General features: G+C 70.2%; 19 protein-coding genes. 6 read left to right on the forward strand and 13 right to left on the reverse strand.

From position 1 onward, the window contains the following. The first annotated feature begins 81 nt into the window (after positions 1-81). Complete coding sequence (locus QWM81_RS23945; RefSeq protein WP_435372439.1) at positions 82-699, forward strand: helix-turn-helix domain-containing protein; 618 nt, start codon at positions 82-84, stop codon at positions 697-699. A gap of 116 nt (positions 700-815) precedes the next feature. On the opposite strand, the gene QWM81_RS23950 is transcribed toward QWM81_RS23945, so the two are convergent. Together QWM81_RS23950 and QWM81_RS23955 are read right to left on the reverse strand one after the other, a co-directional pair. Next, positions 816-1169 (reverse strand): hypothetical protein, encoded by a 354-nt coding sequence (locus QWM81_RS23950; protein WP_290114396.1) that lies wholly within the window; start codon positions 1167-1169, stop codon positions 816-818. A gap of 122 nt (positions 1170-1291) precedes the next feature. Further along, complete coding sequence (locus tag QWM81_RS23955; RefSeq protein ID WP_290114397.1) at positions 1292-2317, reverse strand: ATP-dependent 6-phosphofructokinase; 1026 nt, start codon at positions 2315-2317, stop codon at positions 1292-1294. 268 nt (positions 2318-2585) lie between these two features. Here QWM81_RS23955 and pta point away from each other — a divergent pair, with 268 nt between their 5' ends. The 3 genes from pta (at position 2586) to pyk (ending at position 7441) form a co-directional block, all read left to right on the forward strand. Further along, a complete protein-coding gene (gene pta, locus QWM81_RS23960) occupies positions 2586-4661 on the forward strand; it encodes a phosphate acetyltransferase (RefSeq protein ID WP_290114398.1) in 2076 nt (691 codons plus the stop codon). A 32-nt stretch (positions 4662-4693) separates the two neighbouring features. After that, entirely contained in the window at positions 4694-5932 is a 1239-nt protein-coding gene (locus QWM81_RS23965) for an acetate kinase (protein ID WP_290114399.1), read from the forward strand. Between the two features lie 87 nt (positions 5933-6019). After that, positions 6020-7441 carry a pyruvate kinase gene (gene pyk, locus QWM81_RS23970; protein ID WP_290114400.1) on the forward strand — a complete coding sequence of 474 codons (1422 nt, stop codon included), beginning with the start codon at positions 6020-6022 and terminating at the stop codon, positions 7439-7441. Here the strand turns inward: pyk and QWM81_RS23975 are convergent. The 4 genes from QWM81_RS23975 to QWM81_RS23990 all read right to left on the reverse strand — a co-directional run bounded on the left by QWM81_RS23975 (position 7428) and on the right by QWM81_RS23990 (position 11562). Beyond that, positions 7428-8717: a hypothetical protein gene (locus QWM81_RS23975; protein ID WP_290114401.1), complete on the reverse strand. Its 1290-nt coding sequence runs from the start codon at positions 8715-8717 to the stop codon at positions 7428-7430. The genes pyk and QWM81_RS23975 overlap by 14 nt on opposite strands. Then, a complete protein-coding gene (locus QWM81_RS23980) occupies positions 8707-9243 on the reverse strand; it encodes a DUF6114 domain-containing protein (RefSeq protein ID WP_290114402.1) in 537 nt (178 codons plus the stop codon). Before QWM81_RS23980 ends, QWM81_RS23975 begins: the two co-directional genes overlap by 11 nt. 108 nt (positions 9244-9351) lie before the next feature. Then, complete coding sequence (locus tag QWM81_RS23985) at positions 9352-10005, reverse strand: DUF6230 family protein (protein WP_290114403.1); 654 nt, start codon at positions 10003-10005, stop codon at positions 9352-9354. 582 nt (positions 10006-10587) lie between these two features. After that, positions 10588-11562, reverse strand: a complete 975-nt coding sequence (locus QWM81_RS23990; RefSeq protein ID WP_290114404.1) for a tetratricopeptide repeat protein — start codon at positions 11560-11562, stop codon at positions 10588-10590. A gap of 326 nt (positions 11563-11888) precedes the next feature. Here QWM81_RS23990 and QWM81_RS23995 point away from each other — a divergent pair, with 326 nt between their 5' ends. Next, positions 11889-12512: a TetR/AcrR family transcriptional regulator gene (locus QWM81_RS23995; protein WP_290114405.1), complete on the forward strand. Its 624-nt coding sequence runs from the start codon at positions 11889-11891 to the stop codon at positions 12510-12512. Positions 12513-12525: 13 nt separating this feature from the next. Here the strand turns inward: QWM81_RS23995 and QWM81_RS24000 are convergent, their stop codons facing one another. The 6 genes from QWM81_RS24000 to QWM81_RS24025 form a co-directional block, all read right to left on the reverse strand. Further along, a complete protein-coding gene (locus QWM81_RS24000) occupies positions 12526-13017 on the reverse strand; it encodes a GNAT family N-acetyltransferase (RefSeq protein ID WP_290114406.1) in 492 nt (163 codons plus the stop codon). Between the two features lie 125 nt (positions 13018-13142). After that, positions 13143-15911: an FG-GAP-like repeat-containing protein gene (locus QWM81_RS24005; protein WP_290114407.1), complete on the reverse strand. Its 2769-nt coding sequence runs from the start codon at positions 15909-15911 to the stop codon at positions 13143-13145. A 46-nt stretch (positions 15912-15957) separates the two neighbouring features. After that, positions 15958-18474, reverse strand: coding sequence for an FG-GAP repeat domain-containing protein (locus QWM81_RS24010; protein ID WP_290114408.1), 2517 nt, complete (start codon positions 18472-18474; stop codon positions 15958-15960). Positions 18475-18544: 70 nt separating this feature from the next. Then, the gene (locus tag QWM81_RS24015) at positions 18545-21052 is read right to left on the reverse strand and encodes an FG-GAP-like repeat-containing protein (RefSeq protein WP_290114409.1); all 2508 of its coding nucleotides are present in this window, start codon (positions 21050-21052) and stop codon (positions 18545-18547) included. 145 nt (positions 21053-21197) lie between these two features. Beyond that, positions 21198-21695, reverse strand: coding sequence for a hypothetical protein (locus QWM81_RS24020; RefSeq protein WP_290114410.1), 498 nt, complete (start codon positions 21693-21695; stop codon positions 21198-21200). Positions 21696-21697: 2 nt separating this feature from the next. Further along, positions 21698-22126, reverse strand: coding sequence for a hypothetical protein (locus tag QWM81_RS24025; protein ID WP_290114411.1), 429 nt, complete (start codon positions 22124-22126; stop codon positions 21698-21700). A gap of 200 nt (positions 22127-22326) precedes the next feature. Between QWM81_RS24025 and QWM81_RS24030 the strand changes: the two genes are divergently transcribed. Continuing rightward, positions 22327-22998 (forward strand): ScbR family autoregulator-binding transcription factor, encoded by a 672-nt coding sequence (locus QWM81_RS24030; protein ID WP_290114412.1) that lies wholly within the window; start codon positions 22327-22329, stop codon positions 22996-22998. A gap of 138 nt (positions 22999-23136) precedes the next feature. On the opposite strand, the gene QWM81_RS24035 is transcribed toward QWM81_RS24030, so the two are convergent. Beyond that, complete coding sequence (locus QWM81_RS24035) at positions 23137-24255, reverse strand: fatty acid desaturase family protein (protein WP_290114413.1); 1119 nt, start codon at positions 24253-24255, stop codon at positions 23137-23139. Between the last annotated feature and the right edge of the window lie 21 nt (positions 24256-24276).

Genomic DNA, 24276 nt, shown 5'->3' on the forward strand with positions numbered 1-24276 from the left:
GGTGTGCGCGTGCACCCCACCTCTCGTCCTTCTCCACCGTTCAACGCCCTCGCCGCCCGCCGACTGCGTGAGGCGCTGGGAATGGCGCCCGCCCATGTCGCGTACGGGCTGCGCGCCCAGTACGGCCTCGGCGTCCCGCCCGAGACGGTGATCGCCTGGGAACGCGGCGTCGCCGCACCCGACGCCCGTGAACTCACCGCCCTCGCCGGTGTGCTGTGGTGTTCGCCCGGCGAGCTGCTGGCCGCCGCGACGACCCTGCGCGACCACCGCATCTCGCGGGCCATGGCGCCCGAGGACCTGGCCCGCCGGGTCGGCCTCGACGTCAAGGCGTACCTGCGCATGGAGGAGTCCGGCCGCTGGCGCGGCAACGAACGCCAGACCGCCGCGCTCGCCGAGGCCCTGTCCCTCGGGCCACGGGAGCTGATCACCGTGACGGGACGCGACGAGGAGCTGGCCGAGCTGCTGCGCAGCGCGGCGACGACGCGCTGGCAGGCGTACGTCAAACCGGCGGCGAAGATGCTGCCGATGGACCGCCGCCGGCTGGAGGACGTCCTCCAGCAGCTGTACGCCGACTACCAGTCGCGGATGGTGGCGACCAACAGCTGGGGGTCCGACGTGACCGGCGGCAGCGGCGGCGAGGCCGGCCGCGCCTACCTGGAGCGGATCGTGGACCACTTCTGGGAGCTGGCCCGGCTGTGAGCGCCTGAGCCTGCCGGTCGCCGCCCCCCCCCGGGTGGTGCTTAGCCCCTCGGGCGGTTCTCACCCTCCGGGATGGTGCTTACCTTCCGGGGCGGTTCTCACCCCCGGGGCGGCTCTCACCCCCCGGGCGCGGGCCGGGCGGCGGGTGCGGTCGCCGCCGGGGCGCCCTTGGGGGCCCTCCTCGGTACGCGTTCGCTGTCGCCGCCCCGGAGGAAGGCGAGGACGGTCGTGATGGCTATGACGAGGGCGAGTATGGCGAGGACCGGCACGAGGACCCGCCGCCACCGGTCCCCCGGCCCGCCCGCCCCGCCACCGCCCCCGGCCACGTCGCCCTCCGGGACCCGCCCCGCGCCGAAACCACCCGCAGCGGCGTCGCCGCCGTACGCGTCGCCGCCGTACGCGTCCGCGCCGTCCCCGCCCAAGCCCGAACCCCAGCCGTCCTCGCCCGAGTCCGAGCCCCCGCCGGCCATGCGCCCTCCCTTGGTCCGCCCCGCCCGCCCCGGACAGCCTTGTTCAATCGGCGAGCCGACTCAAGAGCGGAAACCGGCAATCCGGTGGGGGCACACGACGGGACGGCGAGCGGGCGGCGGCCTCAGAAGACCGACTCCGCCTCGTACATCCGGTTCCCCGGCACCGTCTTCAGCTGCGTGACGGCCTCGGCGAGCGGCACCATCACGATGTCCGTGCCCCGCAGCGCGGTCATCCTGCCGAACTCCTTGCGGTGCGCCGCCTCGACGGCGTGCCAGCCGAAGCGGGTGGCGAGGACGCGGTCGTACGCGGTCGGCGTGCCGCCCCGCTGGACGTGGCCCAGGATGACCGGCCGGGCCTCCTTGCCGAGCCGCTTCTCCAGCTCGGCGGCGAGCCGGTTGCCGATGCCCTGGAAGCGCTCGTGGCCGAACTGGTCGATGGCGCCCTTCTCGTACTCCATGGAGCCCTCGGCCGGGTGCGCGCCCTCCGCGACGCAGATGACCGCGAACTTCTTGCCCCGCGCGAACCGCTCCTCGACCATCTTCACCAGGTCGTCCACCTCGAAGGGCCGCTCCGGCAGGCAGATGCCGTGCGCGCCGCCCGCCATGCCGGACTCCAGCGCGATCCAGCCGGCGTGCCGGCCCATCACCTCCACGACCATCACGCGCTGGTGGGACTCGGCGGTGGTCTTCAGACGGTCTATGGCCTCCGTCGCCACCATCACGGCGGTGTCGAAGCCGAAGGTGCGGTCGGTGGAGGAGATGTCGTTGTCGATGGTCTTCGGTACGCCGACGACGGGCATCCCCGCGTCGGCCAGCATGCGGGCGGCGGTCAGGGTGCCTTCGCCGCCGATGGGGATGAGGACGTCGATCCCGTACCGCTTCTGCAACTCGTCACAGTTCTCGGCAGCTTCCTGAAGCCGTGAGCGCTCCAGGCGGGCGGAGCCGAGGATGGTGCCGCCACGGGCCAGGATGCCGCTCACCGCGTTGAGGTCGAGGGGTCGGTAGTGGCCGTCGAGCAGGCCCTTGAAGCCGTCCTCGAAGCCGATGACCTCGTCGCCGTGGCCGGTCATCGCCCGGTGCACGACCGACCGGATCACTGCGTTCAGGCCGGGGCAGTCGCCGCCTGCGGTGAGAACTCCGATGCGCATCGTGCTGTGTCTCCTGCTCGGTAGTGGTACGTGTGAGCCTTCCCGAATTGTCCCACGGCAGGCGTCCACCCCGGGCTCACACCGCCCGCGCCGAAGGGCTGCCGCGCCCGTGCGGCAGGCGGGTTCACCCGTCTCCGCAGGCCAGACGCCCGGCGGGCGTACTACCCAGCCGCAGAGGTATTGTCAAGAGGGTATTGCCACCTCTCATGGCGTTTTTTGTCCACACTTTCATCCGTTGTCCACACATTCATTCGACAGGAGAGCTTGCGTGGCGCGCAGCGTGTACGTGACCGGGATCGACCGCGGGGACGGCCGCCAGGTCGTGGAGCTGGGAGTCATGGAGCTCCTGACCCGTCAAGTGGACCGGGTGGGGGTGTTCCGGCCGCTGGTGCACGACGGGCCCGACCGCCTGTTCGACCTGCTGCGTGTGCGGTACCGGCTGTCCCAGGACCCGGCCACGGTCTACGGCATGGACTACCAGGAGGCGTCCGCGCTCCAGGCCGAGAAGGGCACGGACGAACTGGTCTCGCGACTGGTGGAGCGCTTCCACGACGTGGCGCGGGACTACGAGGTGGTGCTCGTCCTGGGCACGGACTTCCACGCCACGCAGCTGCCCGAGGAGCTGGCGCTGAACGCGCGCCTCGCCAACGAGTTCGGCGCCTCCGTCATACCCGTGGTCGGCGGGAAGGGCCAGCCCGCCGACGCGGTGCGCGCCGAGACGCGCAACGCCTTCCGGGCGTACGAAAGCCTCGGCTGCGACGTCCTCGCGATGGTCGCCAACCGGGTGGCGCCCGAGGACCGGGACGCGATCGCCGAACGCCTCGCCGCCCGGCTGCCCGTTCCCTGTTATGTGCTGCCCGACGAGCCGGCGCTGTCCGCGCCGACGGTCGCGCAGATCCGCCAGGCGCTGGACGCCGAGGTGCTGCTGGGCGACGACTCGGGGCTGGCCCGGGACGCGCTGGACTTCATCATCGGCGGCGCGATGCTGCCGAACTTCCTGAACGCGCTGACCCCCGGCTGCCTGGTCGTCACCCCCGGCGACCGCGCCGACCTGGTGGTGGGCGCGCTGGCCGCGCACTCGGCCGGTACGCCGCCGATCGCGGGCCTGCTGCTGACACTGGACGAGCGGCCGAGCCAGGAGATCCTCACCCTGGCGGCGCGGCTCGCGCCCGGCACCCCGGTGCTCTCGGTGAGCGGCACCAGCTTCCCGACCGCCGCCGAGCTGTTCTCGCTGGAGGGCAAGCTGAACGCCGCGACCCCGCGCAAGGCGGAGACCGCCCTCGGGCTGTTCGAGCGGCACGTGGACACGGCCGACCTGCTGAAGCGGATGTCGGTGGCGCGCAGCGGCCGCGTCACGCCGATGATGTTCGAGCACGAGCTGCTGGAGACGGCCCGCGCCGACCGGCGCCGCGTGGTCCTGCCGGAGGGCGTGGAGGAGCGGGTGCTGCGGGCCGCCGACGTTCTCGTACGGCGTGATGTGTGCGCCCTGACGCTGCTCGGCGACGTCGAGGCGATCCGCAAGAAGGCCGCGGACCTGGGCATCGACCTGAAGGACACGCAGCTGATCGACCCGGCGACCTCCGAGCTGCGCCAGCGGTTCGCGGAGCGGTACGCCGAGCTGCGCGCCCACAAGGGCGTCAGCGTGGAGCTGGCGTACGACGTGGTGTCGGACGTCAACTACTTCGGCACGCTGATGGTCCAGGAGGGGCTGGCCGACGGCATGGTGTCGGGCTCGGTGCACTCCACGGCCGCGACCATCCGCCCCGCCTTCGAGATCATCAAGACCAAGCCGGACGCCCGGATCGTCAGTTCCGTCTTCTTCATGTGCCTGGCCGACAAGGTCCTGGTGTACGGCGACTGCGCGGTCAACCCGGACCCGAACGCCGAGCAGCTCGCGGACATCGCGGTCCAGTCGGCGGCGACGGCCGCCCGGTTCGGGGTCGAGCCGAGGATCGCGATGCTGTCGTACTCGACCGGCACCTCGGGCTCGGGCGCGGACGTCGACAAGGTGCGCGAGGCGACGAAGCTGGTGCGCGAGGCGCGTCCGGAGCTGAAGATCGAGGGCCCGATCCAGTACGACGCGGCCGTCGAGCCGTCCGTCGCCGCGACGAAGCTGCCCGGCTCGGAGGTGGCGGGCCAGGCGACGGTGCTGATCTTCCCGGACCTGAACACCGGCAACAACACCTACAAGGCCGTGCAGCGCTCGGCCGGCGCCGTGGCGGTCGGCCCGGTCCTCCAGGGCCTGCGCAAGCCGGTCAACGACCTGTCGCGCGGCGCGCTCGTCAGCGACATCGTGAACACGGTCGCGATCACCGCGATCCAGTCCCAGGGCACGCCCGCATGACCACCCGCCGCACAGCAGAAAGCAACGCACCCGTGACCACCAACGCCACCAGGCCCACCGACGCCACCCGCGTCCTCGTCCTCAACTCCGGCTCGTCGTCCGTCAAGTACCAGCTGCTGGACATGCACGACGGCGCGCGGCTCGCCGTCGGCCTCGTCGAGCGGATCGGCGAGGAGACCTCACGCCTGGTGCACACTCCCCTGCGCGACGGTGGGAGCCGTGAGCGTACGGCCCCGATGGCCGACCACGAGGCGGCTCTGAAGGCGGTCGCGGACGAGCTGGCGGCGGACGGGCTCGGCCTGGACTCGCCCGAGCTGGCGGCGATCGGGCACCGGGTGGTGCACGGCGGCCTGAAGTTCTCCGCGCCGACCGTGATCACGGACGAGGTGATGGCGGAGATCGAGCGCCTGGTCCCCGTCGCTCCCCTGCACAACCCGGCCAACATCACGGGCATCCGTACCGCCCAGGCCCTTCGGCCCGACCTGCCGCAGGTGGCGGTGTTCGACACGGCCTTCCACACGACGATGCCGGAGTACGCGGCGCGGTACGCGATCGACGTCGAGACCGCGGACGCGCACCGTATCCGCCGCTACGGGTTCCACGGCACGTCGCACGCGTACGTCTCGCGCCGGGTGGCGGGGCTGCTGGGCAAGGACCCGGCCGAGGTGAACGTGATCGTGCTGCACCTGGGCAACGGCGCGTCGGCGTCGGCGGTGGCGGGCGGCCGGTGCGTGGACACCTCGATGGGACTGACCCCCTTGGAGGGGCTGGTCATGGGTACGCGCTCCGGTGACATCGATCCGGCCGTCGTCTTCCACCTTGAGCGGGTCGCCGGAATGTCGACGGATGAGATCGATGTCCTGTTGAACAAGAAGAGCGGTTTGGTGGGGCTTTGCGGTGACAATGACATGCGCGAGATCCAGCGCCGTATCGACGGGGGCGACGAGCGGGCGCGGCTCGCGTTCGACGTCTACATTCACCGTTTGAAGAAGTACATCGGGGCGTATTACGCGGTGCTCGGCCGGGTGGACGCGGTGGCGTTCACGGCGGGTGTCGGGGAGAACGCGGCGCCGGTGCGGGAAGCTGCCATCACGGGCCTGGAGGAGCTGGGCCTGGCGGTGGACGCCGACCTGAACGCCGTACGGTCCGGGGAACCGCGGCTGATCTCGCCGGAGTACGCGCGGGTGGCGGTGGCGGTGGTCCCGACGGACGAGGAGCTGGAAATCGCGCAGCAGACCTACTCACTGGTTACTTTTCCGGTCGATCAGTGAGCACCACGACTGAGCGCCCCTCCGCCCATTTGTACATTCCACCAGACGGAATATTCCGCAGTGAAACAAACCGATAGGATCCGCCTTATGCGCCGTTCCAAAATCGTCTGCACACTGGGCCCCGCCGTCGACTCGTACGAGCAGCTGAAAGCTCTCATCGAGGCCGGTATGAACGTGGCCCGATTCAACATGAGCCACGGATCCCACGCTGAGCACGAGGAGCGGTACCACCGCGTCCGCCGGGCGTCCGAGGACACCGGCCGCGCGGTGGGCGTCCTCGCCGACCTCCAGGGCCCCAAGATCCGTCTGGAGACCTTCGCCGAGGGGCCGGTCGAGCTGGTCCGCGGTGACGAGTTCACCATCACCACCGAGGACGTCCCGGGCGACAAGTCGATCTGCGGCACCACCTACAAGGGCCTGCCGGGCGACGTCTCCAAGGGCGACCAGGTCCTGATCAACGACGGCAACGTCGAGCTGCGCGTCACCGAGGTCGACGGCACGCGCGTCAAGACCATCGTCGTCGAGGGCGGTGTCATCTCCGACCACAAGGGCATCAACCTGCCGGGTACGGCGGTCAATGTCCCGGCCCTGTCGGAGAAGGACGTCGAGGACCTGCGCTTCGCGCTGGCGATGGGCTGCGACCTGGTCGCCCTGTCCTTCGTACGCGACGCCAATGACGTCAAGGACGTCCACAAGGTGATGGACGAGGTGGGCCGCCGGGTCCCGGTCATCGCCAAGGTGGAGAAGCCGCAGGCCGTCGAGAACATGCAGGACGTCGTGATGGCGTTCGACGGCGTGATGGTCGCGCGCGGCGACCTGGCCGTCGAGTACCCGCTGGAGCGGGTGCCGATGGTGCAGAAGCGCCTGATCGAGCTGTGCCGCCGCAACGCCAAGCCGGTGATCGTGGCGACCCAGATGATGGAGTCGATGATCACCAACTCGCGCCCGACGCGCGCCGAGGCGTCCGACGTCGCCAACGCCATCCTGGACGGCGCGGACGCGGTCATGCTGTCGGCCGAGTCCTCGGTCGGCGCGTACCCGATCGAGACGGTCAAGACGATGTCGAAGATCGTCACCGCGGCGGAGGAGGAGCTGCTCTCCAAGGGCCTCCAGCCCCTGGTCCCCGGCAAGAAGCCCCGCACCCAGGGCGGTTCGGTGGCCCGCGCGGCCTGCGAGATCGCCGACTTCCTGGACGGCAAGGCCCTGATCGCCTTCACCAAGTCCGGCGACACCGCCCGCCGTCTCTCCCGCTACCGCGTCCAGCAGCCGATCCTGGCCTTCACGACGGAGGTCTCCACCCGCAACCAGCTCACCCTGAGCTGGGGCGTCGAGTCCTTCGTGGTCCCCCACGTGGACAACACCGACGCGATGGTCGACCTGGTCGACGCGGAGCTGCTGAAGCTCCAGCGCCACAACGAGGGCGACACCATGATCATCACCGCGGGCTCCCCTCCCGGCGTCCCGGGCACCACGAACATGGTCCGCGTCCGCCCGGTCAGCCCTCGATGAAGTTCTTCAGGCCCGGCACCGTGAGGGTGCCGCCGAACTGGCCGGCCTGGGTGACCTTCACATCGGTGAAGAAGGCGAAGGGGACGTTCAGCGGGGGCGGGGTCTCGGGGCTGAAGGTGATCGGGATGATGCCGAAGAGGTTGCCCTTGAGCTCCTCGGTGTACATCGTCACCGTGCCGCCCCGGATCGTGGAGGTGGAGCCCGGGCGGGAGGTGACGTGTCCCGTGACGCCCTTGGAGTGGACCGTGAGCTGGTGCAGGTCCTTGATGTCGACCTCGCTCGCGGTGAACTTCAGGGCCTTCTTGATCTTGCCGCTGCCGGTCTTCACCTCGACGATGCCGTGATAGTCCAGGCCCCGGAGGGTGAGCATCGTGCTCTGCAGCCTCCATGGGTCGTCCGGCAGGAGCGGGATGCCGGGCTCCGCCTTCGCGTCCGCGAGGGCCTGCGGGTCCGGGGTGGGGCAGGGGAAGCGGGGCTTCGCGCCGTCCGGGACGTCCGGGTCCTTCTGGGGGTCGAGCCCCTTGACGTCCTCGGGCAGTTCCTCGACCGTGGCGCCGGCCTTGTCGGCGGCGTCCTTGATCGCTTCCTTGGTCCTGTCGAGGGCCTCGTCCTGCGCAGGCTTCGCCGACGGCTCGGCCGAGGGCTTGGTCGCGGGCCTGGTGGCGGGCTTGGTGGGCGGTTCGGCTGACGACTGGTCGGGCGACGGCGCCGCCGGCGTGGGAGCGGTGGCCGGCGGGGTGGCCGCAGGCTCCTTGGCAGGGCCGTCGAAAAAGTCCTTGATCGCGTCCCCGACGCCCAGCGGGTCCAGGGGATTCCTGGGCTCGGTGGGCGTGGGCGTGGGCGTGGGGGTCGCGGAGGGGGTCGGCGCCGTGGTGGCCACGGGTGGGGTGACGCCCGTCTTCGGTCCGGTGGTCTCCTGGTCCGTCTCGCTCGCCGAGGGGCTCGCTCCGGGCGTCGGCTCGTTCTGATCCGCCGGGTCGCTCGCGCTCTGCGAGGGCGACGGGGACGGGGACGGGGACGCGGAGGCCGAGGGCTTCTCGGACTCCTGCGGCTCGTCCGACCGCGTCACGCACGGGCCGGGCGCGAAGGGGATGTCCTTGTCATCGGCGAGGGCCGGCTTGGGGGTCATACCGAGACCGACGAGTACGGCGGTGGGCATCGCGGCCAGGGCTATCGCCTTGCCGGCCGGCGCCTGAAGCTTGGTCAGCAACGACTTCCTGGGCGCCGCGTGACGCGGCCCCTTTCTCGTGGCCGGCTGCGTTTCGTCACCCCGCACTGTGCCTCCCGCCGTTGGCGTCGATCGTGCTGTCGGTCGCGTACGTCCGCGGGGTCGCGGCCGGCACCTCGTCGGCGCGCTGCTCGGGAAGTACGGAGCCCCCGGCTCCGGCCACCGCCTTCGGTTCCTCCACCGGCACACCGGGCGCCCAGGAGATGGACAGAGCGCCACCGAGCAGGGCGAACAGGAAACCGATGAGGAACCCGCCGATGTTGGCCACCGGGAGGGAGACAAGTGCCAGGACGATCGCGGCGACACCCGCGAACACCCGGACGATCGAGTGGAACCACATCGTCAGACCGAGCGTGACCAGCAGCACACCGATGATCAGCGAGCCGGCGCCCGCCGTGGTGGCCATGGCGATCGTCATATTGCCGAGCCGCATGTCGGCATAGGGCAGGTAGGCGATCGGTACGCCGCCGATCATGGTGAACAACCCGCCCCAGAAAGGCCGGTTGCCCCGCCACGTACGGAAGCGCAGCCGCCAGTAGGTGAATCCGCGGGAACCAGTGGACTCGGCGCTCATGGAAAACAGCTCCCTGGAAGCGGTGGTGCGGAAAAGAGGAGAAAGTGGGGAAGTGTGGCCCGGAGTCGGGCGGAACCGCCCGAGACGGCCCCGCCCGCTCCACGGGCGTTACTCAGTGAAGCACTCGTCCGTGCCCCGGATGAGGTTGAGCTTCAGGTCGGGAAGCGTGAACGTCGCGGCCGTGGTCGCCCACGCCTTCTGCTCCACGTTCCGCAGCGTCGTCTCCTCGGCACGCTGGGCGAAGCCGAACGGGTTCGCCCTGCCCTCGGTACCCGGCTGGATGCCGGGCTTGTCCTTGCTCTTCGCCAGAGAGCCGGCCGCCACACCGATGTCGATGTTCGTGAAAGTGGCATCGGCGTCGAGGTCCGAGACATCCAGGTAGATGTCCTTCGCCGTCACCTTGTCCTCGCCGGTGCCGGCGCTCAGCTTCAGGGTGACCGTGCCGATCAGCGGCACGTCGGGCGTCACCACGGACTGGCACATGTCCGTGATCGTGGCCGACTTGAAGCCGGAGACGGCGACGGGCGCGGAGATCTTCCCGCCCTTGAGGTCCCGGCCCTCGACGTAACTGCCGTACTGGACGAAGTCGTACCCGACCAGTTCCTTGGCTTTGACCTTGAACTCCTGGCCGGAGATGCTGAACGACGCCGCCAGCGCGCCCTGCGCGAGCCCGACGCCGATCGCGGCCGTGGCGGCCACGCTGGGCACCATGACCACCGCGAACCGCTTCCATCTGGTCCCACCGCGAACCTGGGACTTCATACATTTCCTCCTTCTCGGACGTACATCTCCGGATGGGCCGAAGGCCCGTCCTGGGATGGGAGAAGTGCTACGTCCTCGGGAAGGAGAGCGCCCGTAAGTCAGGCGCGAGCCGCGTCCGAATCACCGGCGATCACCCCCGAGCGACAACCACTGGCCACGCCTTCGCGCAACCCTGCTTGGACAGGCCCTGCCGGGACGGGCAGGAACCCCCCTGTCCGGGGCCGGCGGCAGTGTCGCCGGCCCGCTCGGTGGGGACCCGCTTCCGCCGGCGCGGCCGGCTGCCGGGCTGGTACGGAAAGGGGACCGAGCGTCGCCGATCGTGGTGCATTCCGGGCCGGGGCACAAGGGGCTTCATTACCCGCTAGTAACGGGTGGATAACCGGGCCACGACGGGGTGACGTCACGCGGGTACACAGGGTGCTACCCGCCGGTTCGACAGAAGGTGATATCGGCGGCAAAAGCCGGACATAAGATGGGGGGTGACTTACTGCAAGTAACAGCGGCCGTGTTTACCAAGTTTTGGTAAAGCACGGCCGCCTTTTGTCACTCTGTCGCCAAATCAGCGACGTGTCACCGGAGGTGTCAGAACAGCACGCGCGCCAGCGCCGAACGGGCCGCGATCACGCGCGGGTCCTCCGGGCCGACCACCTCGAAGAGCTCCAGCAGCCGCAGCCGGGCCGTGTCCCGCTCCTCGCCCGCGGTCCGCCGCACCGTCTCCACCAGCCGGCCGAACGCGTCCTCGACGTGCCCGCCCACCAGGTCCAGGTCGGCCGCGTCCAGCTGGGCCCGGACGTCCGCGGGGTTGTCCGCCGCGTTCTTGCGGACCTGCTGGGGGTCCATGTCGCGGACCCGGGCGAGCAGCTCGGCCTGGGCGAGGCCCAGCTTGGCCTCCGTGTTGGCCGGGTCGTCGACGAGGACGTTCTTGTACGCCTGGATCGCGCCGCCGAAGTCGTTCGCGTCCAGTGCCTGCGCCGCCGCCTCCAGCAGCGCGTCGTACGGACCGGCCGGCCGCGCCGGGGCGGCCGTCGCGCCGGCGGGCGAGGAATCCGGGTCGACCGCGACACCGGTGAGCCCGAAGCGCTCCTCGGCCACCTGGATCAGCTGGTCCAGGGTCTGGCGGATCTGCGCCTCCGGCGCCGCGCCCTGGAAGAGCGGCAGCGCCTGCCCGGCGACCACCGCGAAGACGGCCGGGATCCCCTGGATCCCGAACTGCTGCATCAGCATCTGGTTGGCGTCGACGTCGATCTTGGCGAGGACGAACCGGCCGTTGTACTCGACGGCCAGCCGCTCCAGCAGGGGACCGAGCTGCTTGCACGGTTCGCACCACTCGGCCCAGAAGTCGATGACGACCGGGACCTCCGCGGAACGCTGGAGGATGTCGCGCTCGAAGCCGGCCTCGTCGACGTCGAGCACCAGCGCGGAGGGGGGTACGGCTCCGCCGCCGCCCTGCCGGGCGGACTCGGCGCGCGCCTTCTCCGCCTTCGCCTTGGCCTCTCCGGCCGCCTTCACCGCGGCGAGGTCGACGACGCCGCTCATGGACATGTTCCTAGGCTGCATGAGTACATCCTCCCCCTTCCGCGGCCGTAACCGGTAAGAACCGGTAAGTCATGGCTGACGCCATGGCCGAACCGCGCCCGCCCGCGCGCCCCCCGCCGGTGTGCGGGGCGTACGGACGTACGCGATCCAGCAGATGTGTTCCCCATTTTTCGGCGCCGGGTCCCCACCCTGACGCCTGTGGTTGTCGCGGCGGGCCGCTCAAAGCCTTTCGCTACGCCTCGTAGCGTAACGCCGGTCCATCGCTCTCGGAGCGGGGTACGGCGGTGAACTGGCTCACACATACGGGCCGGTAACCCGACCCGTACTCGCCGGTATGGTCGAGCGTCATGTGCAGCGCCCCCATCCCCCGCAGCCGTACCGGACGCCCCCGCAGCGCGCGGGCCGACGCCGCGATCCTGGAGGCGACCCGGGCCGCCCTGGTCGAGCTGGGCTGGTCCAAGCTGACGATGGGCGACGTCGCCGGCCGGGCCGGGGTGGCCAAGACGACCCTCTACCGGCGCTGGGCGAGCAAGAACGAACTGGTCGTGGACGCGGTCGCGGTCCTCTTCGACGAGCTCGAACTGCCCGACCGCGGCAGCCTGACGGCCGACATCGAGGGCGTGGTGCGGCAGTTCGCGGCGCTCCTGGAGCGGCCCGAGACCAAGACGGCGCTGATGGCCGTCATCGCCGAGTCCACCCGCGACGAGCCGCTGCGCGAGCGGATACGCGTCTCGATCGTGGAACGGCAGAAGCGGCTCGTCCTGGAGGGCCGCCGGCGCGCCCAGGCCCGGGGGGAGCTGCCGACGACCTCCGGTACGGCGCCGGGCACCGACGACCTGATCTTCGACGTGATCGCGGGCGCGGTGGTCCACCGGGCGCTGGTGAGCGCCGAGCCCGTCGACGCGGAGTGGGTGCGGCGCTTCACCGCCCTGCTGCTGGGCGGCCTGGCGGCGGCCGCGGCGCAGCCCTGAGCCCTACGGCCGGCTACAACGGGCGGTGCATGATGTGCAGGCCCACATACCCCCGCGTGGGGTGGTGGAAGCCCTCGGGCACGGTGCCGACGATGGTGAAGCCCAGCGACTCGTACAGCCGTACCGCGTGCTGGTTGGTCTCCACGACCGCGTTGAACTGGATGCCCCGGAACCCCGCGCCCCGCGCCCACTCCAGCGTGTACTCGACGAGCGCCCGCCCCACGCCCCGGCCGCCGTGCGCCGGGTCGACCATGTAACTGGCACTGGCGATGTGCGCGCCGTTGCCCATCTGGTTGTTGTTCATCTTGGCGGTGCCGAGGACCGCGCCGGCCTGGTCGTCCACGGCGACGACGGTACGGTTCGGCGCGGCCAGGAGCCACCAGTCGCGTCCCTCCTCCTCCCCGAGGTCCGGCGGGTAGGTGAAGGTGTCGCCCGCGGCGACGATCGTGCGGAAGAACGGCCAGATGGCGGGCCAGTCCTCGCTGGTGGCTTCCCTGATCTCCATGCGCCCAGCATGCGGCCGGTACGGTCGCCGAGGCCACCGAAAATGCGTGCCGGGCCGACGACCGCACCGTGGGCGGTCGCCGGCCCGGCGTCGAACGGGCCTCGAAGAGGGGGTGCGAGGAGTGCTCAGACGATCTGTTTGGCCGTCTTCAGGGCCGGATCGGTCGACAACTGCTTGGCCGTGGTGCTGAGGCGGCCGTCGCCCTCGCCGGCCCACCACCACAGGACGCCGCTCGCGTCGAGGGCCGCGATGTCACTCCTGCGGTCGCCGTTGAAGTCACCCGAGAACGGCTGGCTGTAGGTGGTGCTGAAGGTGGTGTCCGGCCAGAGCTCCGGGTTGCCGTGCACCACACCGCTGAAGCTTTCGTTGCCGTTGCCCACCCACCAGTGGACATTGCCTTCCGGCGAGATGCCCGCGACGTCCGCGCGGCCGTCGGAGTTGAAGTCGCCCGACATCATGTCGTGGTAGCCGTTCATCCCGTCCATGCCGCCGATGCCCAGCTCCTCGCCCGACCAGGCGAAGGTGCCGTCCCCGTTGTTGTGCCAGACGACGAGGGCGTCCTCGGTGGCGTCGATGTCGGTCGGGCAGAGGGCGGCCAGTTCGCTGTTGCCGTCGCTGTCGAAGTCGCCGGAGAAGAAGTCGCGGCACACGCTGAAGTCGTCGTAGAACGTGCTGTACTCGGAAGCGATCTGCTGGGCGGCGCCGGTCACGCCGCCGTCGCCGTTGCCCGGCCACCACCACAGGCCGCCGTCGCTCGCCGCGGCCGCGAGGTCACCGATGCCGTCGCCGTTGAAGTCGCCGGCGAACGTCTGCTTGTAGGCGTTGGCTCTGCCGTCCGTCCACATCGACGACTTCTGACCGAGGGTGCCGTTGCCGTTGCCCCGGTGGAGCGCGACGTTGCCGTCGGCCAGGTGGACGGCGATGTCGGCGTGCCCGTCGGAGTTGAAGTCCTGCGGGGCGAACAGGCCCGGCGTCACCGTGTGGACGTTGCAGGCCGGCAGGCCCGGGAAGGGTACGGAACCAGCACCGATGATCTTGTCGGCGGGAACGTAGCCCCAGCCGCCCCAGGCCGTCCAGCCCGCCGACTCGTCGCCCCGCACGTAGTACCAGATGCGGTTGCCCGCGCCGTTGACGTCACCGCTGCGCCAGCACACGAAGCCGTGCGGGCCGGCCAGCAGACGGCCGGTCAGGGGCGCGTCCGCGTAGGGCTCGACGCGGAGGTCCGACGCCTGGTTCTCGCAGCTCATCTCCTTGGTGAAGCTGTTGCCGTCGGGGTCGGTGTGGCGGGCGCCGTCGATCAGGAAGCACTCGCCGCCGTACGTCGTCTCCGTGGACAGCCGGGCGGAGTGCCCCGTCCAGCTCCTGAGGCTGTAGACATCCGTCTCGGCCTCGGGGGCCGCCTTCAGGCCCAGCGTGACGGTCGGAGCCTTCGCGGTGGCGGCTTCGCTCACCGCCGCCGTGGCGTTGAAACCGAGTTCCCCCTCGGGGCAGTCGGGGTTCCCGCCCTTGGCGGCCGTCATGGAGTCCAGCTTCGTCGTCCAGTCCGGCTGCGTGTTCCAGGTCGTCTCCGGGGAGACGGCGCCCGTCTTCCACAGTTCGACGGCATGGGTCTCACAGCCCCAGGCGTAGGTGTTCTTGATCAGGAAGGTGGAGTTCAGTACCTTCCGGCCCGCCAGATTGGCCGTGTCCATACGGAAGAAGGAGCGGAGGGTGTACCAGACCCAGGTGGCGGGATCGCCCCAGATGTCCCCCTCCATCGTCCTGCCCGTGGAGGCGCCACCCCACTGGTCGTTCCAGTCGGGGGTGTCGGGGGTGTGGGAGTCGACCCCGACGAAGGCGAGCGTGGCGCCGGTGAACCATGGGTCGATGTAGACGGGGTACGTCGTGTCCGCCGCCGTCAGCAGCTTCTGGTCCGGCGAGACGGCCAGGGTCTTCCCCGACACCTCGGTCCTCATGCGGGCCCGCTTGGCGCCCTCATTCGGTGTGAAACCGCGCTCGGAACCGGGCGCGGCCACCTTCGGGGCCTGCGCGGCCTTCGCGCTTTCCGCGCCCTGTGAGGCCGGTGCGCCCTTCACGGCCAGCACGCCTTTCGCGGCCGGTGCGCCCTTCACGGCCGCGCCTTTCGCGCCCTTCACGGCCTGTGAGCCCTTCCCGGCCGCGGCCTTCGCGCCCCTCGCCGCGCGCGAGCTGTCCCACATCTCGGGGACGGGGCCGGAGAACACCGTCTTCCCCTTGCCGTCCACCGCCTTCAGCCCCCGGGCCGGGTCACTGCTGACCTTCAGCCCGTCCGCCGACAGCCCGAACGCCACCTTCCGCAGAGCCGGGTTCTTCGCCGCCTTCGCGTCCTTCACCACCAGCAGCTGCGCGAACCCCTCGGCCTCGGCGCGCACTTGGAGGTCGACGCCCGCGAATACCTCCGGATACGTCGCCACCGCGCCGTCCAGCCTCGGCTTCGGCAGCGTCCCCGGCCAGGTCAGCCCCAACTCGTGCTGGTTCTTGCGCATCGTGACCAGGGGCCCCTTGCCGCCCGCCGAGAACTCCAGACCCAGCGCCGCCGCCTTGGGCACCACCGTGCCCTTCGGGCCGATGGCCAGCCTGGTGTCCACATCCACCCACGCACCACCACGCCGCACGTGCACGGTCGACAGGTACTGATCGACGGTCAGCGTTCCGGAAGGGTTGGCGAGCACCTTGGTCGTGGCGCTCCGCCGCGACTCGATCTCCACCGGCTTGCCCGACGCCCTGGCCTTCGCCAGCGCCGATACCGCCTCGCCCTTCGCCGCCTCGCCCTTCGCCGGCTCGGCCGCGGTCCCGGCCACCGCCGTGAGACCGGTCCCGGTCACGGCCAGGGTGAGGGCCGCACCGGCGGCCCATATCTTGCTTCGGATTCTCATTCCGTCCTCAGAAGTCACAACACATCGGAAAGGAAGCTCACCGCTCTCACATGAGGTCCTTCGCGGTCCCCCAGTCCGTCGCGGCCGACATCTTCGAGGGAGCGGCGAAGGCACCGTTGCCGTCACCCGCCCACCACCACAGGGAGCCGCTCGCGTCGACGGCGGCGAGGTCGCCCCGCCGGTCGCCGTTGAAGTCGCCCGCGAAGGCCTTGCTCACCGGGCCGAAGCCGGCGGCCGGCCAGGTCCGTACGGTGCCGTAGTCCCAGTGGCCGTCGCCGTACCCGGGCTGGATCAGGAGCCGCCCGTCAGGTACGTGCTCCGCCACGTCCATACGGCCATCGCCGTTGGAGTCGAGCGTGATCACGCTGCCCTCGAAGCCATGTTCGGTCATGTGCGCCCCGGGAACGTACTCGCCGTCGCCGTTCCCCCGCCACCACCACAGGACCTCGGTTTCGGGGTCCAGCTCCTGGATGCCGCAGGCGGCGAGGATGTCACCCTTGCCGTCGCCGTTGACGTCGGTGGAGACGAAGTCCCGGCAGCGTGGCGGGGAGCCCTGCGCGAACACGCCATGGGCGTGTTTGACGTCGTCGGTCAGCGGCAGCGCTGAGCCGGTGAGCCCGCCGTCGCCGTCGCCGGGCCACCACCAGACGCGGTTGTCGCCGTCGACGGCGGCGACATCGCCCCTGCCGTCGGCGTTGAAGTCGGCGGTGAAGATCTCCTTGTAGCCGTTGCCCCGGCCGTCGGACCACAGGAGCCGCTTGTTCGCCAGGGTGCCGTTGCCATTGCCCGGGTGGAGGGCGGCGTTCCCGTCGCTCTGGAGGGCGACGACATCGGTGAGGCCGTCGGAGTTGAAGTCCTGCGGTGCGACCAGGCCCGGGGTGACGGTGTGGACGTTGCAGGCCGGCAGGCCCGGGAAGGGCACGGAACCAGCACCGGTGATCTTGTCGGCGGGGACGTAGCCCCAGCCCTGCCAGCTCGTCCAGCCGGTGGACGTGTCGCCCTTGACGTAGTACCAGATGCGGTTGCCCGCACCGTTGAGGTCACCGCTGCGCCAGCAGACGAAGCCGTGCGGTCCCGCCAGCAGTCGGCCGGTGACCTGTGAGGCGGCGTACGGCTCGATCCGGACGTCGGACGCCTGGGCCTCGCAGCTCATCTCGGTGTGGAAGGCGTTGCCGTCCGGGTCCTCGTACGCCACCTGGTCGCGCAGGAAGCACTCGCCGTTGTACGCGATCTCCACCGTGAGGCTGGCCGTGGCCACCTCGAACCTTCTGATGGTCTGTGTCGGCGGGGTCTCGGCGGCGGGCGAACCCCGCAGCCCCAGGTCGACGATGGTGGTACCGGCGCGGGCGGCCGCCTGCGCCGCGCCCAGGGCGTTGAAGGTGAGGGTTCCGGCCGGGCAGCCGGCCGAGGCGAGTTTCGTCTTCCACTCCGCCTGGTTGTTCCAGGTGGTCGCCGGTGTGGCGCGTCCGGTGTGCCACAGCTCCACGGTCGAGGCCGCGCAGTCCCCCGTGTACCAGGACATGTCCTTGAGGGTGAGGGAGGCGTTCAGCACCTGGCGGCCCGCGAGGTAGGGCACGTCCACCTGGAAGAAGGCGCGTTGGCGCGGGTAGCTGCTGCCGATCTGGTACTGGCCGGTCTGGAGCTCGTGCCCGTACATCCAGCCGGACTCGGTGGGCCGGTAGGAGGACAGCTGGCTCCAGGCCGCCGGTGCCCTGGTGAACGAGGGGTCGATGTGCACCGGATAGGTGGTGTCGGGGCCCGTGAGCAGCTTCTGGTCGGGGACGACGGTGAGGCCGCCGGCGGTGACCTCGGTCTGCATGGCCGCTTCCTTCCTCGGCCCCTTCGCGCTGTCCCACATCCGCGGCGCGGGGCCGGAGAAGACCGTGCGTCCCTTGGTGTCGACCGCCTTCAGGCCCTGCTTGTCGTCGCCGGTGACCTTCAACCCGTTCGCCTCCAGTCCGTAGGCGATCTTCTTCAGCTTGGGGTTCTTCGCCGCTTTGGCGTCCTTGACCACCAGCAGTTGCGAGAAGCCTTCCGCCTCCGCAGTGACCTGGAGATCGACCCCGGGCAGCACCTCCGCGTACGTCGCCACCGGGCCGGCCAGCTTCGGCTTGGGCAGCTCGCCGGGCCAGGTCAGCTCCAGCACGTGCCGGTCGTCGTTGAGCCGGACCACCGGTCCGCGCCCGCCATCGGAGAGCTCCAGCCCGGCGGCCGCGGCCTTCGGCTCCACGCGCCCCTCACGGGACACCAGAGCGGTGTCGACCGGGACCCACCTGCCGCCCTGTCGCACCCGCACCGGCGCCATGTGCCGCGTGACCGTCACCGTCCCGGACGGATTCACATACGTCTCCGACGACTCCGTCCGGCGCTCCACCACCTCCACCGGTCGACCGGACGCCGTGGCCTTCGCCAGCGCGGAGACCGCCGCCTCGTGACCGGTACCGCTCCTGTCCGGCTCGGCCGCCGATGCCGCGAATCCGAGCGTCGCCAACCCCACCGACAGGGCGGCGCAGGACGCGACGATCCTTCCGTGCCGCCGCTGTGGCAGACCCTTCGTGGCCATGTTCTCCACCCGCTTCTCTTCGGATTCGTGCAGGACGGACACCGAGCCGGACTCCGGACTCGTCGCGCGGTTACATGAGGTCCTTCACGGTCCCCCAGTCCGTGGCGTTGTTCATCTTCGAGGGGGTGCCGAAGGACCCGTTGCCGTTGCCGGGCCACCACCACAGGGAGCCGGTGGAGTCGACGCCCGCCATGTCGCCCTTGCGGTCACCGTTGAAGTCCCCCGCGAACACGTGGGACAACGTGCCGAACGTGCTGCCCGGCCAGTTGGTCAGCGTGCCGGTGCCGTACGTCGCGTTGGGCGCGGTCGGCCCCGCCTTCAGCTCCAGGACGGTCGGGGAGAACAGGGTGCTGACGTCCATGCGGCCGTCACCGGTGATGTCCAGGGCGGAGAAGGTGTCCTGCGTACGGGCGGCGTAGGCGTACTCCCAGCCGATGCCGTTGCTCATGTTCTTGTTGACGCCGCCGTCCCCGTCGCCGGGCCACCACCAGAGACTGTCGTCGTTGTAGTTGCCCTGCTCCGAACCCTGACCGCAGGCGGCCATGATGTCGGTCTTGCCGTCACCGTTGAAGTCGGCGGCGAAGGCGACACGGCAGGGGTGGTGCAGACCGGGGTCGAAGTGGGCCTGCGTCTTGTACCGGTTGTCCATCAGCGGCCGGCGCGTGGCTTCGACACCGCTGTTGCCGTCGCCGCGCCACCACCAGATGACGTTGCCGGCGAAGGCGCCCACGTCGCCCATGCCGTCCGCGTCGAAGTCACCGGTGAAGAGGTTGGTGTAACCGGTGCCCCGTCCGTCGGTCCACAGCATCCGCTTGTTGGCGAGGGTGCCGTTGCCGTTGCCCGGGTAGAGGGCGACGTTCCCGTCGCTCTGGAGGGCCAGGACGTCGGACAGCCCATCGGAGTTGAAGTCCTTCGGGGCGGCGATACCGGGGGTGGTGGTGTGCACGCCACAGGCGGGCAACCCGGGATAGGGCTCCGTTCCCGCGCCCGCGATCTTGTCGGCGGGGACGTAGCCCCAGCCCTGCCAGCTCGTCCAGCCGGTGGACGTGTCGCCCTTGACGTAGTACCAGATGCGGTTGCCCGCGCCGTTGAGGTCACCGCTGCGCCAGCAGACGAAGCCGTGCGGCCCGGCCAGCAGGTTTCCGGTCTGGGGGCTGCTGGTGAACGGCTCGCTGCGCACCGCCGTGGCCTGGCTCTCGCAGTTCATCTCCTTGGTGAAGGCGTTTCCGTCGGGGTCCTTGTGGTCCACTTGGCTGATCAGGAAGCACTGGCCGTTGTAGGCGTACTCCACGCTGAGGGACGCGGTCATCGGGTACACCCAACGCCAGTCGTTCCCCTGCTTCTTCTCCACGGCGTCGGTGGTCCGCACGCCGAAGTCGACGATGCTTCCGCTCTTGGCGGCCGCTTGCACGGCGGCCAGGACGTTCTGGGTGACCTTGCCCCCGACGCAGGAGTACGTGGCTATCTTCGTGTTCCAGGTGGGCTGGTTGTTCCAGGTGGTCGCCGGCGAGATGCGTCCGGTGTGCCAGAGTTCCAGGGGGATGGCGGTGCAGGTGGGGCTGGTGCCGAGTTCGCTGAAGGTGAGCGTCGCCTTCGTCACCACGCGTGTGGCGTTCAGGTTCGGCACGTCCATCTGGAAGAAGCCGCGGTACCCGTTGGGCGCGTTGTTGTAGTACCAGTACCCCACGGAGAGATCGGTGTCGTTCCGGTCGTTCCATCCGGACACGTTGGGGTACATCTGTTCCACGTCGGTGTAGTTGGACGTCCCCACCGTGAACGAGGGGTCGACGTACACCGGATAGGCGGTGTCGGGGGCGCTGAGCAGCTTCTGGTCCGGAACGACCGTGATGCGGCCCTCCGCGACCTCGGTCCCCATGACCGCCCGCTTCTTCTCGCCCTTCGCGCTGTCCCACATCTGCGGCGCGGGGCCGGAGAAGACCGTGCGCCCGTTGGCGTCGACCGCCTTCAGTCCCTGCTTCTGGTCGCCGGTGACCTTCAGCCCGTCCGCCTTCAGCCCGAAGGCGACCTTCTTCAGCTTCGGGTTCTTCGCCGCTTTGGCGTCCTTGACCACCAGCAGTTGCGAGAAGCCTTCCGCCTCCGCCGTGACCTGGAGGTCAACCCCCGGCAGCACCTCCGCGTACGTCGCCACCGGGCCGGCCAGCTTCGGCTTGGGCAGCTCACCGGGCCAACTCATCTCCAGCACGTGCCGGTCATCATTGAGCCGCACCACAGGGCCGGCCCCGCCATCGGAAAGCTCCAGCCCGACAGCCCCGGCCTTCGGCACCACGCGCCCCTCACGGGACACCAGAGCCGTGTCCACCGGAACCCATGCACCGCCCTGCTTCACCCGCACCGGCGCCATGTGCCGCGTGACCGTCATCGTCCCGGACGGATTCACATACGTCTCCGACGACTCCGTCCGGTGCTCCACGACCTCCACCGGCTTACCGGACGCCCTCGCCTCCGCCAGCGCGGAGACGTCGACGCTTTCGGGCCGGGCCTTGTCCGGCTCGGCCGCCGACGCGGCGTAACCGAGCGTCGTCACGGCCACCGCGAGGGCGGCACAGGATGCCACCACCCTGCTTCGCCTCGTTGTTCGTAATGTTCTGGGAAACACCGATCACACCCGTTTCAGACCTGAACTGACGGTGGCAGAGGCGGGGCCGGCGGCCGGCGGTGCCGGCCGGGGCCCTGCTCCGGACTCATGGAAGCGACCTGGCCCGTCAGTACCACGGGCACCGGGGAAGCCCCGGGTACGGGTGCTGGGTGCCGGCGGGTGTCAGGAGGCTGCTGGCCGTCATGGCACCCCACCCCTCGAACGTCTGGAAGGGGGCACTGGCCGTGTCGCCCTTCGTGTAGTACCAGACCGTGTTGCCACCCACGTGGGGCTGGCCGCGGGTCCAGCACACGAAGGCGCTGAGGAGGGAGGTCTTCTTCCCGGTCAGCGGGCTGTCGAAGGACGCCCGTCCGTAGACGTCGCCCGCGGTGTTGTCGCAGTAGACGTCCGTGCGGAAGACGTTGCCCAGCTTGTCCTGGTGCAGGACGTTCTCCCGCAGCTGGCAGGTCGCGGCGTGGGCCGTGCCGGTGGTGAGGCCGGTGGCCATCATGGGCAGCGTCAGGGCGGCGACCGCGAGGGCCCGGCCGAGCCAGACGATCGGCAGCGTGCCCCTCCGCCGCCTGGTGGTGTCGGCGGTGCCGGTCATACGCATGGTGTGTCTCACTCTCATCCCCATGAACACTTTCTGAGTCCCGGGAACGGCGCCTTGGCGGTGGCCAGGGCGCTCGCCGGCATGTAACCCCAGGCCTGCTGGCCGGGGTTGTTCACCACCACGTCGCCCTGGGTGTAGTACCAGACGCTGTTCTTGCCCGCGTGCGGGGCGCCGATCTTCCAGCAGACGTACCAGCTGGTCGTCGTGGTCATCCGGCCGGTGACGGGGCTGCCGTAGAAGGACTGCGACGTCACATCGCCGGGCGTGTTGGTGCAGTAGAGGTCGATGGGGAAGGACATGCCTCCCCAGTCGGCGTGCGGTGAGTTCTCCCGGATGGCACATCCGGGATCGGCCGAGGCCGCGGGAGCGCTTGCGGTCGCGCTCGTCGCGACAGCGAGTACGGCCGCGGGCAGCAGGACCCGGAGCCTGGAGATCTTCTTCACGATTCAGCCCTCTCGGTGAGGCAAGGCTGAGCCAGCGTGCCCCACCGCTCTGACGGAGACCTGACGTACCGCTGCCGGTGCCATGACGGTGCGGTCCGGGCGCCCGCACCGATCAAGCGGGCCGCTCCGCCGGTTGTACTCTCGCTGCACACCGGCGACTGACCAACGGTGGAACCCATCCCAGGCACTTGGGGGCATCGATGGCCAAGCAGCAGCGAGCGCGACGCACGCGCCGGGCGATCATCGACTCGGCGGCGTCCCTGTTCGAGCGGGACGGCTACGCGGGAACGGGCATCGACGGCATCGCCACCGCGGCCGGGATGACGAAGGGTGCCGTGTACTTCCACTTCCCCACCAAACGCGACATCGCGACCGCGGTGCTGGCCGAGTGCGACTCCTCGGTGGAGGGCATCATCTCCATGCTGTCCGCGTGTGACCTGCCGCCGCTCCAGGTCCTCATCGACGCCTCGCACGTCCTCACCCACAGGATCTGCCACGACGTCTGCACCCGGGCCAGCATCACTCTCTGCCTGGAGCGGGGCACCCCCCTGCCGGCGGTCCCCACCGGCCCCATGACGTGGCCGGACGACATCCGCAAGCTCCTCCGGCAGGCGGCGGAGCGCAGGGAGTTCCGGGAGGGGGTGACCGTCGAGGCGGCGACCGCCCTGGTGCTCTCCGCGGGCGCCGGGGTCGAGCTCCTGACCTCGTTGCGCGGCAGACGGCTGTCTCCCCACATGGTGACCGCGATGTGGCGGCTGCTCCTTCCGGGGCTGATACCGACCAACGCCTGCCGCCGCCTGAGGGCCGAGGGGTCACCGTCCGTCCTGTACTGCCTCCAGACCCTTCCCCTCGCCTCAGGCACCGTCTCCTGAGGCGCCGGGCACCCCGCCGGCCGCCCGGCCCCCGGCGCGCGTCCCGCCGCCGGGCAGCCGCACACGCGAAGGCGCCCGAGCGGACCTGGTCCGCTCGGGCGCCTTCGCGTGTGCGCCACCGCTGGGGTGGCCGGGCCGTCAGGCCTTCGCCCGCTCCATCTCCCGTAGGACCTCGGAGATCCGGGCCCGGGTGGAGACGCTGACCTCACGCAGGTGCCGCGCCACCTCCAGGTAGGAGCGGGCTTGTGACACCTCGTGGTACGGGACGCCGTGCGCCGCGCAGTACTCGCGCACCAGCGGCCTGGCCCGCCGCAGGTTGACCCGCGGCATGCTGGGGAAGAGGTGGTGTTCGATCTGGTAGTTGAGGCCTCCGTACATGAAGTCGGTGAAGCGGCTCGAATAGATGTTGCGCGACGTCAGCACCTGCCGGTGGAGCCAGTCGACCTCCACGTCGTCGCGGTGCACGGCCATGCCCTTGTGGTTGGGGGCGAAGACGGCCCCCAGGTATATGCCGAAGACGGCCTGGTTGACCAGGATGAACACCACCCCGAGGCCGGGGTCCAGGACGGTGAACACGGCCACCAGGTAGGCCGTGAAGTGCACCATCAGCAGGCCCAGCTCCATGACGGGAATGCGCAGCAGACCGGCCCTGGCGGCGGTGAAGCCGGCCTTGTGCATCCGGAAGGCCTCCTGCATCAGCAGGACGAAGAACATCACCGCCTGGTGGCGGATGACGAAGCGGCGGAAGGGCGTGTGGGCCTTCCTGGCGTATTCGGACGGGGCGAAGATGACCTGGCGGCGGACGGTGTCCGGGTCCTTGTCCAGGTTGTTGGGGTTGCTGTGGTGGCGGTTGTGGTGGTTGACCCACCAGCCGAAGCTCACCCCGAGCAGGACGTTCATATGGATCCAGCCGAGGACGTCCTGCGTCTTCCTGGCCCGGCTGATCTGCTTGTGGCCGGTGTCGTGCGCGATGAAGCCGGTCTGTACGAAGCACAGCCCGATCCACACCGCGACGGCGAGCTGCCACCAGGAGTTGCCGAGCAGCGCGAAGGCCACCCAGCCCGCCGCGGAGAGCACCACGTTGAGCGCGATCTTCACCGCGAAATAGCCGGGCCGGTAGTCCATCAGCCCCGCCTGGCGGACCTTGTGGAGCAGGTCGTCGAAGCTGGCCGTGGGCGATACCTGGAGATCCCTGCCATCGGCGGGGAAGTTCGCGGCCTCGACGACCGCCGCGAGGTCCTGGGTCTTCGTGGACATGAGTGCGGAGCTCCTTCGTGG

The sequence above is a fragment of the Streptomyces ficellus genome (assembly GCF_030406405.1).
Classification (GTDB): domain Bacteria; phylum Actinomycetota; class Actinomycetes; order Streptomycetales; family Streptomycetaceae; genus Streptomyces; species Streptomyces ficellus_B.